This is a genomic window from Acinetobacter wuhouensis, from assembly GCF_001696605.3.
Taxonomy (GTDB): domain Bacteria; phylum Pseudomonadota; class Gammaproteobacteria; order Pseudomonadales; family Moraxellaceae; genus Acinetobacter; species Acinetobacter wuhouensis.
In genome coordinates this window covers 2,794,862-2,810,222 of sequence record NZ_CP031716.1, presented here as the reverse complement: position 1 = coordinate 2,810,222, position 15,361 = coordinate 2,794,862, and the positions used below count along the sequence as shown (strand labels likewise).

Annotated in this window: 17 protein-coding genes; 11 read left to right on the top strand and 6 right to left on the bottom strand. The window is 39.0% G+C overall.

The window, feature by feature from the left end; translation table 11 throughout:
• The first annotated feature begins 81 nt into the window (after positions 1-81).
• The 9 genes from lolA to BEN71_RS13990 all read left to right on the top strand — a co-directional run bounded on the left by lolA (position 82) and on the right by BEN71_RS13990 (position 8,774).
• Positions 82-780, top strand: coding sequence for an outer membrane lipoprotein chaperone LolA (gene lolA, locus BEN71_RS14030; RefSeq protein WP_068974450.1), 699 nt, complete (start codon positions 82-84; stop codon positions 778-780).
• A gap of 238 nt (positions 781-1,018) precedes the next feature.
• A complete protein-coding gene (locus BEN71_RS14025; RefSeq protein ID WP_068974451.1) occupies positions 1,019-2,482 on the top strand; it encodes a carotenoid oxygenase family protein in 1,464 nt (487 codons plus the stop codon).
• Positions 2,483-2,492: 10 nt separating this feature from the next.
• Positions 2,493-2,696, top strand: coding sequence for a hypothetical protein (locus BEN71_RS14020; protein WP_068974452.1), 204 nt, complete (start codon positions 2,493-2,495; stop codon positions 2,694-2,696).
• 70 nt (positions 2,697-2,766) lie between these two features.
• Positions 2,767-3,926, top strand: a protein-coding gene (locus BEN71_RS14015) for an IS3 family transposase (RefSeq protein ID WP_117276768.1) whose coding sequence is annotated in 2 segments (ribosomal slippage) — positions 2,767-3,001 and positions 3,001-3,926 — 1,161 coding nt in all. Because the reading frame shifts where the segments join, the coding sequence is not laid out codon by codon here.
• The gene (locus BEN71_RS14010) at positions 3,907-4,440 is read left to right on the top strand and encodes a hypothetical protein (protein ID WP_068974665.1); all 534 of its coding nucleotides are present in this window, start codon (positions 3,907-3,909) and stop codon (positions 4,438-4,440) included. The genes BEN71_RS14015 and BEN71_RS14010 overlap by 20 nt, the downstream gene beginning before the upstream one ends.
• Before the next feature lie 112 nt (positions 4,441-4,552).
• Positions 4,553-5,362 (top strand): RsiV family protein, encoded by an 810-nt coding sequence (locus BEN71_RS14005; RefSeq protein ID WP_068974666.1) that lies wholly within the window; start codon positions 4,553-4,555, stop codon positions 5,360-5,362.
• A 108-nt stretch (positions 5,363-5,470) separates the two neighbouring features.
• Complete coding sequence (gene serS / locus BEN71_RS14000) at positions 5,471-6,742, top strand: serine--tRNA ligase (protein ID WP_068974667.1); 1,272 nt, start codon at positions 5,471-5,473, stop codon at positions 6,740-6,742.
• An 89-nt stretch (positions 6,743-6,831) separates the two neighbouring features.
• Positions 6,832-8,205, top strand: coding sequence for a siroheme synthase CysG (gene cysG, locus BEN71_RS13995; protein ID WP_068974668.1), 1,374 nt, complete (start codon positions 6,832-6,834; stop codon positions 8,203-8,205).
• An 89-nt stretch (positions 8,206-8,294) separates the two neighbouring features.
• The gene (locus BEN71_RS13990) at positions 8,295-8,774 is read left to right on the top strand and encodes a tRNA (cytidine(34)-2'-O)-methyltransferase (protein ID WP_068974669.1); all 480 of its coding nucleotides are present in this window, start codon (positions 8,295-8,297) and stop codon (positions 8,772-8,774) included.
• Between the two features lie 295 nt (positions 8,775-9,069).
• Here BEN71_RS13990 and BEN71_RS13985 read toward each other — a convergent pair whose 3' ends face one another.
• The 3 genes from BEN71_RS13985 to BEN71_RS13975 all read right to left on the bottom strand — a co-directional run bounded on the left by BEN71_RS13985 (position 9,070) and on the right by BEN71_RS13975 (position 10,340).
• Positions 9,070-9,441 (bottom strand): hypothetical protein, encoded by a 372-nt coding sequence (locus tag BEN71_RS13985; RefSeq protein ID WP_068974670.1) that lies wholly within the window; start codon positions 9,439-9,441, stop codon positions 9,070-9,072.
• A 15-nt stretch (positions 9,442-9,456) separates the two neighbouring features.
• A complete protein-coding gene (locus BEN71_RS13980; RefSeq protein WP_068974671.1) occupies positions 9,457-9,753 on the bottom strand; it encodes a hypothetical protein in 297 nt (98 codons plus the stop codon).
• 182 nt (positions 9,754-9,935) lie between these two features.
• The gene (locus BEN71_RS13975; protein ID WP_068974672.1) at positions 9,936-10,340 is read right to left on the bottom strand and encodes a winged helix-turn-helix transcriptional regulator; all 405 of its coding nucleotides are present in this window, start codon (positions 10,338-10,340) and stop codon (positions 9,936-9,938) included.
• A 213-nt stretch (positions 10,341-10,553) separates the two neighbouring features.
• Here BEN71_RS13975 and BEN71_RS13970 point away from each other — a divergent pair, with 213 nt between their 5' ends.
• Together BEN71_RS13970 and BEN71_RS13965 are read left to right on the top strand one after the other, a co-directional pair.
• Positions 10,554-11,255, top strand: a complete 702-nt coding sequence (locus BEN71_RS13970) for an SDR family NAD(P)-dependent oxidoreductase (RefSeq protein WP_068974696.1) — start codon at positions 10,554-10,556, stop codon at positions 11,253-11,255.
• A 44-nt stretch (positions 11,256-11,299) separates the two neighbouring features.
• Positions 11,300-11,854: a flavodoxin family protein gene (locus BEN71_RS13965; RefSeq protein WP_068974673.1), complete on the top strand. Its 555-nt coding sequence runs from the start codon at positions 11,300-11,302 to the stop codon at positions 11,852-11,854.
• Between the two features lie 74 nt (positions 11,855-11,928).
• Here BEN71_RS13965 and BEN71_RS13960 read toward each other — a convergent pair whose 3' ends face one another.
• From BEN71_RS13960 to BEN71_RS13950, 3 genes are all read right to left on the bottom strand, one after another.
• Entirely contained in the window at positions 11,929-13,314 is a 1,386-nt protein-coding gene (locus tag BEN71_RS13960; RefSeq protein ID WP_068974674.1) for an APC family permease, read from the bottom strand.
• Positions 13,315-13,577: 263 nt separating this feature from the next.
• A complete protein-coding gene (locus BEN71_RS13955) occupies positions 13,578-14,765 on the bottom strand; it encodes an iron-containing alcohol dehydrogenase (RefSeq protein WP_068974675.1) in 1,188 nt (395 codons plus the stop codon).
• Between the two features lie 3 nt (positions 14,766-14,768).
• A complete protein-coding gene (locus BEN71_RS13950; RefSeq protein ID WP_068974676.1) occupies positions 14,769-15,302 on the bottom strand; it encodes a hypothetical protein in 534 nt (177 codons plus the stop codon).
• Positions 15,303-15,361: the final 59 nt, after the last annotated feature.

Here is a 15,361-nt window from a genome sequence, read left to right as displayed (position 1 = left end):
CCCAATTTGGTTTAAGATAGGTCATCGAATAAATAACAACTGTATCGACTTATTTGGTACAGGTATAGAAAAGGTGAACCTATGAAAATGCTTCGTAAAACGATGGGTGCAGTAGCAATGAGTGCGGCTTTGCTTGCACCAGTCATGATGAGCACAACAGTTTTTGCAGCAACTGCTGCATCGGAGCAACAAGCGACTGCGAACTTGGTGAAACAATTGAGTGGCGTGAAGAGCTTTACTGCAAACTTTGAACAAACAACGAAAGTGACGCAAACAGGTAAAGTCGCTCAGAAGAAAGGTTTAACAGCTCAACATATGAATCAGACTTTTAAAGGTGTGATGAAAGTTGAACGTCCGGGTAAATTCTTTTGGCAAACTACAACACCTGCAAAACAAACCATTGTAACTTCAGGTCGTACGGTGTGGATTTATGATCCAGACTTGCAGCAAGCAGTTCGTCAAAGCTTAGATGAGCAGGTTGCCAATACTCCAGCATTATTATTGAGTGGAAATGCGCAACAAATTCAAAAGGCATATCGTATTACTCAGCCAAATGCAGGCAAAACTTATTACACGCTTTATCCTAAACAAAAAGATGGTGCTTTCCAAAGTTTGACGATTAGTTTTGGGGCAAAAAATGCGCCGACATTGATGATTTTACAAGACTCATTGGGTCAAACAACGACTGTACGTTTTAACAATGTCAATGTAAATGCATCAATTCCAGCATCGACATTTAACTTTGTACCACCAAAAGGTACTGATATTATTGATCAATAATTGATGATTGTTCATTCGCTCATAAAGTGAATGATTTGATTATTTAAAAATTGATTTGGCATGATCAAAAGCAATCTTCGGATTGCTTTTTTTATGTCTAATGAAGTTGAGCAAGGCGAGATTGATTTTTATAGAGGTCTTGAACATGTTTTGTTTTATCTCTATTTTTCAGATATAAAAGAACAAGAATAAGTTCAAAAGCTAAAAGATATTCTCTGAAATAAAAAAAGGTGCTTGAATGTCTTGTCATCAAGGTAAAAAAGAGTTTCCCTATGCAAAGATGACGACTTTTAAATCATTGAAGAATAGGGTTTTCCAGAAAATAATTACAATAATTGGAACATTTTTAAGAAGACGTTCTACATCTACAGAACATAATATTTACCAAAACATAGTCTATCAGCCCGTCGCAGAAACAGAGTTTCGTGATTTCAAAGTTGCTGGTGAAATTCCACAACATTTAAATGGATTATTGCTTCGTATTGGTTCAAACCCTATTCATGTTCAAAATCCCACTTTATTCGATTGGTACTTAGGTGATGGAATGATTCATGGTTTGAAGTTGCAAGACGGTCAAGCCATTTGGTTTAAAAGTACGATGATTGCAACGGATCGCATTCAAAAAATTAAGAATTTACCCCAAATTGCTGGTTATCGCCGTGGTGCACATGATGTGGTCAATACCAATATTTTCCGACATGCAGGCGAATTATGGGCGGTGATTGAAGCAGGTGCATTTCCGATTTGTTTGGATGATGAGTTGAATGCGCAACGTTATCAGTTGTTTAATAGTGATGCAGATTTACCATTTACGGCACATCCAAGAAAAGACAATAAAACAGGGCATTTGCATGCGATTAGTTATGATGCTTTGGATGCTCAAAATGCCTATTATCAAGTGATTGATGAATATGGTGATTTGATTCACCTGACACAAATCCTATTACAGCATGGTCCAATGATTCATGATTGTTTAATCACAGAATTAGATGTGATTATTTTTGATTTCCCACTGACCTATTCATTTAAGCGATTATTACAGGGTAAAAGTGTGCCATATCATTGGAATATGCAGCATACTGCGCAAATAGGCATTTTGAAAAAATATGGCAATGCTCAAGATATTCAATGGATTGAAGTAGATCCTTGTTTTGTCTTTCATGCTGCCAATGCGTATCGAGATCAAACAGGACAAATTGTTTTAGATGTATTGGTGCATGATACTGATTTTGAGCATTCACAACACGCTGCTTACGAACAACAGCGGGCGAAGTTAGAAAGATGGGTTGTTGATTCAGATCTAAAACATTTAAAAAGAACAGTGCTGGATAATCGGATTCAAGAATTTCCAAAAATTGATATGCGCTTTAATGGTCTTGCGTATCGTTATCTCTATACATTAAGTTTTCCCGAAACAGGCTTATTTAACTTTCTGATTATTCATGACTTGGTTTTAAATCAATCTGTGACGTATGATTTTGGTGAAAAATGGGCGATTGGTGAAGTAAGTTTTATTGCAGAGCATGAACACTGCACTGAAGGTCAAGGTTATTTGATGATGTATTTGCATCACTTGGATGGTGAAAGTTCAAAAGTGGTTATTCTCAAAGTAAATGGTTTAGAAATTCAAGAGCAAGCTGAAATTGATTTGGGTGTTCGAGTACCTTTGGGTTTTCATTGTAATTGGGTAAGTTTAATTTAAGGTTTAAATTATGACTGTAGATTTTAGACATCCCTTATATCACGAAAAAGCCGCTTCTAATTTCTTTATAACAGCTGATCTTTTCTTGTGTTTAATCAAAGTTTATGAGGATTTTTCTCAACTTGAACCCAGTTTTGAGCTGACTCGTTACTACGATGTTTATTTAGAGGTAACTCCAAATAAAAAAATATTGAAAGTTTTATTTTCAGTCTGATCCTAGACAAAATAATGGACAGCACGTCCCTCTAAAGATAACGTAACTTTAATCTTTGGAGATTCAAGAAATGGCTAAACGTTTTAGTCCCGAATTTAAACAGCAAGCGATTGATTATGCACTTTCAAACTCACACGAGTCTGTAGCTGCAATCGCCCAGAAATTAGGTGTGGGTTATTCAACATTAGATAAATGGATTCGTGAAACCAATCCGGCAGGTTCAAGCAAACGTCAACTTTCACCAGAACAACAGCGGATCGTGGAATTAGAGAAAGAAGTCAAACAGCTCAAGGAAGCCAATGACATCTTAAAAAAAGCGCATGTGTACTTTCTAACAGATCATGCCAAGAAAAGTACACGGTAATTCAAGATCTAGATATGAATGAAGTCACCGTATCTTCTGCCTGTAAATACCTAGGTGTCAGCACTTCAGGCTATTATGCCTGGCGAAAACGTCAAGCCAATACGGCACAGAAATATAATGACTTAAAAGCCGTATATTGGCAGCATCATGCACGATTGGGTGCACCTTCATTAGTACATGACATGCATGATTTAGGTTACAACATGAGCGAACGTACTATTGGAAGGATGCTAAAAAAGCTTGGTTTACGTAGCAGGATTGCGCGTAAATACAAGCATACGACTGATTCAACCCATCGTTTGCCTACAGCACCCAACTTGTTGGATCGCCAATTTACAGTTACTCAGCCTAATAAAGTCTGGACAACAGACATTACCTATATCCGCACTAAAGAAGGTTGGTTGTATTTATGTGTGATGCTAGATTTATTTAGCCGTCGTATCGTGGGGTGGCAAACCAGCCATCGAATAGACCGCCAGTTGGTGTGTGATACGTTTAACTATGCAATGGCTCGTCAGGGTTATCCAACTGGTGTTATGGTTCATTCGGACCAAGGCTCACAGTACTGTAGTCGTGATTTTAGAGCGCTGTTACTGAAAAATGATTGTACTCAGAGTATGTCTAGACGTGGAAACTGTTGGGATAATGCAGTGACTGAAAGCTTCTTTCATACATTAAAAGGTCATGTGGTACATGGCAGTGTGTTTTCGACTCGAAAAGAGGCGAATGCGGTCTTGTTTGATTATATTGAGATTTATTACAATCGGGTCAGAAGGCATTCTGCAAACGGCTGGTTAAGTCCAGAAGCCTTTGAACAGAAATATTTCAAGAATTTAGAGGGATCGATTGTCCACGATACTGTCTAGGATCATCCACAATAATTATGAGAAATATCTTTTAAACACAATTTCTTATTTCTATGACATAGAAAGGAAAAGGTTACTCTCCGAGAATGATAAGGACGCATTAGAAGAAGAAATTGATATTGTCAGAAGTGATTTTCAAGATAATCTAAATGGGATTGTGTGTCCTGCAATTATACTGAAGATGATAAAACAAGCTTGGAAATACTTCATTCAACATAATGAACGAGGTGCACCACTAAAACTTCATGCTTTTGGCTTTACATTTTTTAGTGATCGCAATTTATTCATTATTTTGGTTCAACCGTGGATTGCCCCAATTGATTGGATGAATGGTACTGTGGATGGTATTGAAAGTTATTTGTTCTTTGATTTGATCACATTAAAAATTATAAAGACTTATCATTCTCCAGCTAAAAGTAGTTATTTTAATCGCAATCATAAAGAGAAAAGGCGGTTAAATGCATGTTTGAATAAAAAGAAGAAGTTAAAAGAAGCAAAAAAACTTAACCCATAGAGAGCTTAGTTGCACCGTGAACTAGGTGATGATTACAATAATACATATGAATCTGAAATATCAGGTTTTATTATAGAAGCTCTTACTTGATCTGTTTGTAAAAGATATGGGAATGAAAGTGAATTTAAAAAATAGTTTGGTGATTTCATCTCTGCTATCTGCAATATTTATGCTGAGTGCATGTCAAGAAAAACCCACTCCACAGACGGAACAGTCAAATACAACGACAGCTCAATCAGAACAAACACCGCTGATTCAAGCCAAAGTTGAACGCGTAGACGTGCTTAAAAAACAGTTCTGCGATGAGGATGGCTGTACTCAGTATGATTTACAAACTATCAAAAGTAATGTGCCGTGGATCGACGAATATTTCTTAAATCGTATTAAAAAAGATGTGCCAAGTGCATTTGAAAAAGAGCAAGCCAATGCGCCAGCTCAGAGTGAAACACAGCCCTCACCAAAAGGTTTAAACCAAAATTCGATTTATGTGCGTTTTATTTCGCAACAAAATAATTTAGCGACATTTGTAATCCAATCTTATACCTACCCAGCAGGTGCAGCACATGGTATGTATCACAATGAATATGTGACCTTTGATTTGACTACGCAAAAACGTTTAGCACTCACCGATATTTTAAAACCCAATGTTGAAGCCAAGGTGGCTGAACAGTTATATGATGCTAATGCCAATTGGTTGATTCAAAAAGATATTACTCGTGATAAATTACAACTGAGCGATAACTATTATTATGGTGTGAATGGTCTAGTCTTTGTTTACCCTTTGTATGAGCTCACTTCCTATGCGGATGGTATGCCAGAATTGAAACTACCGTACCAAGTGGCGAAAGATTTGATTAAAGCTGAGTATTTACCGAGCTTACCGCAAGTTGAGCCCGTTGTAGAAAAACCTGTTGCCCCGTAAATTGCATTCAAATCATACAATTCATAAATGTCACATGCTCTGTCACTGTATTTTTTGCAGTGAAGAGCTTACACTATAGTCAGTTTTTTTCTCTTATTTAGATTGACTATGATCGACCCGAAATTAATCAGAAATAATATCGAGGCTGTAAACTTAGCCTTAGCCAAACGTGGTGTACAACTCAACGTTGAAGAATGGGCATCATTAGAAGCTCGTCGTAAAGACATTCAGTCGAAAACTGAAAACTTACAAGCGGAACGTAATTCGGGTGCGAAGCAAGTTGGTCAAATCAAGAAAGCAGGCGGTGATGCATCTGAAATCATGGCGCGTATGTCTGCGATTGGTGATGAAATCAAAGCTGCAGAAGTTGAACTGAATGAACTTCAAGCTGAACTTGATACAAAACTCATGTCGATTCCAAACATGCCTCATGAGTCTGTGCCAGAAGGTAAAGACGAAAGTGATAATGTTGAAATTTTGAAATGGGGTACACCTCGCCAATTCGATTTTGAGATCAAAGACCATACTGATCTTGGTGAAATGATGGGTGGTTTGGAGTTTGAAACTGCAACCAAACTCACAGGTACACGTTTCAGCGTATTGAAAGGTCCATTGGCGCGTTTACAACGTGCGTTGACTCAATTCATGTTAGATACCCATACGCTTAAAAATGGCTATACCGAAGCCTATGTACCTTATTTGGTGAATGCGGATTCTTTACGTGGTACAGGTCAATTACCTAAATTTGAAGAAGATTTATTCAAATTACAAGGTGAAAAAGAATATTACCTGATCCCAACAGCAGAAGTGCCTGTCACCAATTTCGTGCGTGATGAAATCGTTGATCCTGAGCGTTTACCATTAAAATATGCGGCACATACACCATGTTTCCGTAGTGAAGCGGGTTCTTATGGTCGTGATACGCGTGGTTTGATTCGTCAACATCAATTCGACAAAGTTGAAATGGTGCAAATCGTAAAACCTGAAGATTCTATGCAAGCTTTGGAAGACTTAACAGGTCATGCTGAAGGCATCTTGCAAGCACTTGGTTTGCCATACCGTAAAATCGTGTTATGTGGCGGTGACATGGGCTTTGGCGCTTGCAAAACTTATGATTTAGAAGTTTGGGTACCAAGCCAAGACACTTATCGTGAAATTTCTTCATGTTCAAATATGTGGGATTTCCAAGCACGTCGTATGAAAGCACGTTACCGTGCAGACCAAAAGAAAACTGAGTTTGTGCATACGTTGAATGGTTCAGGCTTGGCTGTAGGTCGTACTTTATTGGCGGTGATGGAAAACTATCAACGTGCTGATGGTTCGATTGAAATTCCTGAAGTATTACGTCCGTATATGGCGGGTGCGACATTTATTGACTAAACATTTAAAAGTCAAAAAGTCGATGATAGGTAGCGTGTTGTGCATGAATATTGCTGAGTACAATCAGATTTGAACTTTTGAGGAACACAGTGGAAATTTTCCCAATTTCATTAAAGCTACAGGGGCAACCTTGTCTGATTGTTGGTGGTGGGCACATTGCCTATCGCAAGGCAGTATTACTTGCAAAAGCAGGTGCAATTATTCATGTGATTGCACCTGAAATTGAAGAAAGTCTTTTAGATATTGTCCATTCTACACAGGGGCAATATCATCCTGAAAAGTTCAGTTCTGAGCTTAGTCTAAGCAGTTATCGTTTGGTAATTGCTGCAACCAATGATAAAGCCGTCAATCAGTCAGTTTTTGAAGTCTGTGAAGATTTAAATGTCTTGGTCAATAGTGTCGATGATCCACCACATTGTCGATTTATGGTACCCGCAATTATCGACCGTTCACCGTTGGTGGTTTCTATTGCGACCAATGGCGCTTCGCCTGTATTGGCGCGTCAAATTCGCACTCAACTTGAAGCTTCTATTCCGCATGGGATGGGCAAGCTTGCGGATTTTTCAGGAAAATGGCGCAAAGTTGTCAAAGAAAAAATTAGTAATCCTGATGAGCGTCGTATTTTTTGGGAAGACTTGTACGCAAGTCCATTGAAAGAACAAGTGTTTAATGACCATCTTGATGAAGCCGATCGCTTCATTGAACAGGCTTTAACAGCATGGCAAAAACCAAAAGGTGAGGTGTATTTGGTCGGAGCGGGGCCAGGTGATCCTGAATTATTGACCTTAAAAGCACTGCGCCTGATGCAACAAGCTGATGTGATTATTTATGATCGTTTAGTATCACCTGCGATTATGGAGCTTTGTCGCCGTGATGCTGAAAAAATCTACGTCGGTAAAGCACGTTCCAATCACGCTGTGCCACAAGAGGGCATTAATGCGTTATTGGTCAAATATGCGTCGCAAGGCAAACGTGTTTGTCGTCTAAAAGGCGGTGATCCATTTATCTTTGGGCGTGGTGGTGAAGAAATTCAGGAACTCTTTGAGGCAGGCATTGCTTTTCAAGTGGTTCCGGGGATTACCGCAGCATCAGGTTGTTCTGCTTATGCAGGCATTCCACTGACTCATCGTGATTATGCACAAAGTGTTCGTTTTCTCACAGGGCATTTAAAAGAAGGCTCGCCTGAGTTGCCGTGGCAAGAATTGGTTTATGAAAATCAAACCCTTGTGTTGTATATGGGCTTAGTTGGCTTAGAGAAAATTTGCGAGAAACTGATCGCACATGGGCAACGTCCAAATATGCCTGTTGCATTGATTTCCAAAGGGACAACGCCCGATCAAAAAGTGGTGGTCGGTACTTTGGCAGATATTGCGTCGAAAGTGGAAGAACATCAAATTCAAGCACCGACTTTAACCATTATTGGTGAAGTGGTGAGTTTACGTGAACAGTTAAGATGGCGATAAAATCTCTCCCAACCCCTCTTTAAAAAAGAGGGAGTTTCTCCCTTTGAAAGGGGGAGGCTCGGAGGGATTAAGTGCAGTAGAGAAAATTTGTGATACATGTTGTTTTATACGAACCTGAAATTCCTGCAAATACAGGGAATATTATCCGTTTATGTGCCAATACAGGTGCGCAATTACATTTGGTCAAGCCTTTAGGTTTTGAGTTGGATGATAAAAAGTTGCGCCGTGCAGGATTGGATTATCATGAATGGGCGCACATGAAAGTGTGGGAAAATTTTGCTGAATGTCTTGCGCATTTAAAAGCACAGGGTATTGATCAAGATGCAGTTTATCCTTTAACCACCAAAGGCTTTGAAACACCGCATACCTCGAATTTAAATCGTCCTGTGGCTTTGTTGATGGGACCTGAAACTCGTGGTTTACCTGAAAATGTACGTATGATGTTCCCTAAAGAACATTGGATTCGTTTACCGATGGCGCCGAATTCACGTAGTTTGAACTTATCCAATGCGACTGCTGTAATTTTGTATGAAGCATGGCGTCAGCAGGGTTTTCAGGAATTAAAATAATTTTCGATATTCAAATGCTCTCGGATGAGTAATACCTGTCAGTTAAGCAAAATTATTTGAAAAATTCCTAAAATCTCCCCTAATCCTGAACCATATATGGTGCAAGGAAAAAGAGGGGAACTTCTTGTAACTAAAATGATTTTTAGTAACCTTGCGTAGCTGTGCTACTCATCCCTCCTTTGGAAAAGGTGAGGAACATGTTCTGTAAGGGGAGGATTCAAAAAATTCTTAACTGATCAGCATTATCTCGGATGAGAGCATTTTTATGTGCTGTTTCTCTCAATTCAGCATCAAACTATTCAGGATCTTTTAAATAAGTCACTGTTTCTGAAAAAGGTAAGTTGGCATCATCTTTAATCAAGATATTGATTTTAACTACTTGGTCTTTATTGAGTCGAATTCGTTGATTTGAATTTAACGCCTTTTGGATGATTTTACCAATATAATGATCACAGCCTTGATCTGCTCGACCTGCTGCTTTTACGTTTAAAACAGTGCCATGAATGATAGCAGGCTGTGTTTGTTCCTGTTCCAAACCATTACGATTGAAATAAATCGTTTGGCTCGAAGCATCTTCCAAGAGCTGAACTTCAAGATTGCATGAATTGACAAAAGAAGCTAAGGCGGTGCAAGGGAAGATTAAACTTATGAATAAAAGTGCGCGCATAAGCCATTTCCTGTTTTATTCAGGTCGATAAATCTGCCCATCCTGACCATCTGCTACAGTGATGCCCAATTGATTTGCCTGTTGAATAATAAAAGGTAAAACCTGTTCAACTTTGGAATAGACGATTGCCAACATGCCCATGTCATGACTGAAATTATTGATCATTGGACCATCTGCCCATGGCGAGTCATCCATAGCAGGATCATCCTCTGCAAAGTCGCATAGACAAGGATAGCGAGCAGTTAGTTGAGCATGTAATTGTTGTAATTGTGATGCAACAGGGCGTTCATCTTCATAATATACTTCACGCAAGGCTTCAATTTTTTGCTATGCTTGTTGCTGATCAGCAGGTAATTTTTCAATAATTAAGTCAATGCTATAGCTCATAGGAATTCTAATGCTTGGTTGTTGTTGAACGATTTATAGCCTATGGATCGGCTGAGATGGGTAAAGAATTGTATTCCCTGATACTCCCCAATTGCGATCTAAACACTTCAACAGCTTTCGGTGCTTAAGTTGCTTTCAGGGATCGCTTGTGATGCATCAAACAAGCGCTGTGCGCGAATCACATGTTGCATATTCTCCTCTGCCCAATTTTTAAAAACCAAAGCCGTTCCTGCAAATTCAATTCCAAGTGGTGTGAGTGCGTACTCAACTCGAATGACATTATTTTCATGAATTGTGCGGGAAATAAAACCATCGCGTTCCAAAATTTTTAACTTTTGAGATAGCACTTTTGGAGAAATACCTGTGAGGCTTTTTTTTAGCTCATTAAAATGTTGAGATTGACCATGCAGTTGGTAAATGATCAGGAGAATCCATTTATCTGCAAATTTATCAAAAAAAGATCGTGCAGGGCAGTCAGGATGAAAAATATTAAAATTGAATGCCTTAGTCATAATTCAATCCTCTGTAATAACCATAATTCACAATAAATCTTCAGTTGAGTGACCAGTTACCAAGTGGTAACTAATTGATACTTAGTTTCAAAAGTATATCATAAATCTATTCTTTCATATCAGTTCCTGAAATTGATCAGTGCAGCATTTTCATTTGAAACTGAAGAGTCGTTTGAGATGTCGCAGATCAAAATTTACAAGAGTGCAAATACAATGAAAATAACAGATGCTGTGGTTTTTATAACAGGTGCCAATCGTGGCTTAGGGCTTGTACTTGCCAAAGAAGCAGTGCAACGTGGTGCGAAGAAAGTCTATGCAGGTATGCGTAATACAGACAATTTTCATGAGCAAGGCATGATCGCTGTACACGTTGATGTTACCGATCCTGAGTCAATTCAAAAAGCTGTGGCTGAATGTGGTGATGTCAGTATTTTGATTAATAATGCAGGCATTGCACGTCTGAATCAAAGCCCTGTAGATGATGAAATTGTTGCAACTACACGTAAAGTTTTAGAAACCAATCTATATGGCATGATCAATAGCACGCAGCAATTTTCTCCCGTGTTATCCGCTCAGCCTGAAAGTTATATCGTCAATATCTTGTCCGATGTGTCTTGGCAACCTAGTACATTTTTAGCCAGTTATGCCATGTCTAAAGCTGCGGCATGGTCTTTTACCAATAGCACACGACAATGGTTTGCCAAATCTAATCTGCAGGTGATGGGTGTCCATGTTGGTTTTATTGATACCGATCTGACTCAAACCTTAGATATTGAAAAAGTTTCACCCAAAGTCGTTGCCGAACATGTTTTTGATGGCATTGAACAAAATGCCTTTGAGGTTTTGGTCGGTGAGTCAAGTCAGCAATTAAAACAAGGGCTGACTGCAAAGGTTCCAAGCTATATCAGTCTTTAATTTTACATTCTCTATTTTTATTTAACCAATGAAGAGGTTTTCACATGTCTAAAGTCGCAGTGGTTTATTATTCAGGTTATGGGCATACCAAAGTGGTAGCTGAGAATTTTGCCAATGAAATTCAAGCAGATTTAATTGCGATTGATCAACAAGGTAATATTTCAGAACAGCAATGGAGTAATTTGGATCAAGCCGATGCAATTGTTTTTGGTGCACCAACTTATATGGCTTCTACGCCTTGGCAGTTTAAGAAATTTGCAGATGATTCGTCTAAGCGTTGGTTTATTCGTGCTTGGCAAGATAAAATTTTTGCAGGCTTTACCAACAGTGGCAGTATCAATGGTGACAAGCAAATGACACTGATTCAATTACAGGCGCTTGCTTTGCAACATGGTGGTATTTGGGTCAGTTTGGGGATTCTACCCTCCAATAAGAAGTCCGCTGCTCGCAATGATATTAATTATATGGGAAGTTTTGGTGGTGCGATGGTACAAAGCCCAGCGGATGCTTCAGCAGAGGAAATTCCACAAGGTGATTTGGATACGGTACGTGCTTATGCACAACGTGTAAAAACGATTACAGATAAATTTGTGGGTTGATCACAGCAAAGTGATTAAAAAAACAAAAGGCGCATTCAGCGCCTTTTGTAATTTTGAATCATTAAATCAATTTCTTATTCATGTTCATTATGTTGTGGCGCAGGGTAACGGAAGCCTTTGGTTTTATAACCTAAGTACAAGATACCGAACATTGCCCACCATAGACCGAATTTTAATGCAGTTTCTTCAATTTCAAGCCACATCGCAAAGATACTGATAAAACCAAGCAAAGGAATAATCACAAAACTGAGAATATCTTTGAATGATTTAGTACGACCATCACGAAGTGCATAGCGTGAAATCACTGACAAATTCACAAATGTAAATGCTGTTAAAGCACCGAAGCTGATCATAGAAATAACAATATCAAGATCCATGAAACCAGCAGTTAATGCAACAATACCAACGATGAGAATATTGTACGAAGGGGTGAAGTTTTTAGGGCTAATATGACCAAAAATCTTTTTATTGATCACGCCATCACGACCCATCACATACATTAAACGTGATACACCTGCATGTGCTGAGATCCCTGAAGCCATTACCGTCACAATCGCAAAATAAAGCACGACAGTTTTAAATGCGACACCACCAACAGCTTGTAAAATATCAGGCTGTGTTGCTGCGACATCCTCAAAGTAAGTTTTAGGATCGTTCGGGAAGTAAATTTGCATGAAGTAGGTGCTGATAATGAAAATTATCCCTGCAAATAACGCGGTCATGAAAATTGCGCGAGGCAAAGTCTTTTCAGTGTCTTTGGTTTCTTCAGCAAGTGAACTCAACGAGTCAAAACCTGTGAATGAGAAGCAAAGTAAGGTCGCACCTGTAATGAGTGCTCCAACACTGGTCATTTCATTCCAAAATGGTTCTAAACTCCATAATTGGTATTTCGCATTGACGAGCGTGCCGTCTGCGTTTACACCACTTGAAAGTAGTTGATAAACCATCCATGTAAAGTACGCAATTACACCTAACTGTACGAAAACAATGAGACTATTGAAATTCGCAACAAATTTTGCACCACGTAAGTTGACCCCCGTCATCACAGCCGTGAGACCAATCACCCAAACCCAATGGTTAACCTCTGGGAAAAGTGCTTCTAAATAGATCACAGCAAGGATGATGTTCACCATTGGAGAGAGTAAATAATCTAACCAAGATGACCAACCGACCATAAAGCCGACATTGGGATGAATCGATTTTTGTGCATAAGTATAGGCTGAACCTGACGAAGGGTATCGACGGATCATGTGACCATAACTAATAGATGTAAATAAAATTGCAATTAAAGCAACAATATAAGACGTGGGTACATGGAAATGACTTTCTTCTGATACTAAACCAAAGGTATCAAAAAGCGTCATGGGTTGAATATAAGCCAAACCAATAATGATAATGTGCCAGAAGCCTAGCGTTTTTTGCAGTTTAGCTGCCGATTGAGTCCCAGAGTTAATTGTCAACGGCGTTATCCTCTTATCGTTGATCAAGGATCAGTCATATATCTAAGGATCGTTTGAGACGAACGATCCTCCCTAAGAATAAAACAAAAGTGCGCCAATCTACTCCAAATGCAAACTTTTGTCAGTAACTTTACGCTTTTTTTTAGCAGAAAATATGCCACTTGGTATAAAAAAAGCACAGAAATTTTCTTCTATAAATGAAAAGCCCAATGTTCGAAAACATCAGGCTTATTTACAGCTTATATTGGCTTATTTTTCAACAATTACCAAGCTTTTTCTAAAATAGATTTGAGATCTTTAAATGTGGCTTCTTTCGGATTATAAATAATCGAACCATCATTTAACGCTTTGTCCGCAACCTCATCCAATTGTTCTTTAGTGATTTTGCCTGTTTCACTCAAAGTACGTGGCAATTTGGTTAAGGCATAAATACGGTCACGCATGGTATTGATATAGGCAATCGCTTTGTCTGCACGTTGATTGGCAGGGGTTTGCGCATAAATATCCGCACCTGCAAGTGGTAATAATAAATCAGCGATTTTATGACCATTGACTTCTTTGTTGAATTCCAACACATACGGCAAGAATAGGTTCATACATAAACCATGTGGCAAGTGTGCAACTGCACCAAGCGCATGACCCAGTGAATGTACCAAACCGACCATTGCATTGGAGAATGCAATGCCTGCCATTGTTGAGGCTTGAGCCAGTTCTAAACGACCATCAGCATCGGTTGGATTGTCTAAAACATTGAATAAGCTTGCGCTGACTTTTTTAATTGCAGCAGTTGCATAAGCATCTGAAATAGGATTCGCCGCCATACACGTATAAGCTTCAACTGCATGGGTCATTGCATCCATTGCTGTCATCGCTGTGAGATGTGGTGGCAAGGTTTGTGTCATGCGTGGATCTAAAATGGCTGCATTTGGCATGAGATAATTCGATGCAAAAGGCATTTTGACATTTTTTTGATTATCCGAAACCACAGCAACCATGGTCACTTCAGAGCCTGTTCCTGATGTGGTTGGAATCACAAAAAAAGGTTTCAGTGGGCGTGGTAGATTGTGCGCACCTGAGTACTTTGTCAGGTCATCACCACCTTCAGTCACCAAAATATTGGCTGCTTTAGACGTATCAATCACTGAACCACCACCTACAGCGATGATCGCATCACAGTTGTTGGCACGATAAGCTTGCGCAACAGCACGTACGGTTTCTAGACTTGAATCAGGCGGAACATCATCAAAAATAAAACTGATTTCAACATCTGTCGAGGTAAATGCTGCTTCAATTGGTGCAAGTAGATTGTTGGCACGTACACCTTTGTCAGTAATGATCATCGGGCGTTTTGCACCCAGTGATGATAATTCATAAGGAATATGTTCAAGTGCAGCATGACCAGCAATGACTTTTACAGGACAAAAAAATTCGTAATACGGTTTAGCAGCCATGCGTTATGCACTCCTTTTTAAATATGATTGGGCAACTTTGAGATAAATATTCGCTGCACCTGATAATTTTTCTTTTAGGCTGAGTTCAGTTGGATATTCTTTAACTGCAAGTTCTGCAACCATTTTGGGTAAAATTAATGCTTCCATTTTATTTAAGCAACGGACCAAACGAATCGCATTGGATAAATCTCCATCAGCGATCATACGGTCATTGGCAAAAGCTTGTGAGGTGCTTTCCTGAAAGGAAAACACTAAAAATGCATGGTGTATATGTTTAAACGTAATGGTGAGATCTGGTTTGCCTTGCAAAGAAGTCACTAGCTCCAGCTGATGTTTTTCATTCACTTTGGCAATAAAAGATGCTCCGTTTGGAAAAACTTTCATCGAAAGTACAAAGCCGACAGGGAATTTAGATACTTCATGTCTAATTTCATCATCAACTTGGCTCGCCATGACCAAGCCTCTGCCAATCACGTCCATCATGAGTTTGACATAGGCTTGTTCTAAAGCGGGTTTTACAGATTTACTTGAAATCACTCGCTTATCCCTTCATTTGAGTTAATATTTATAATTTAGAGTATTTACTCTAATTTGTT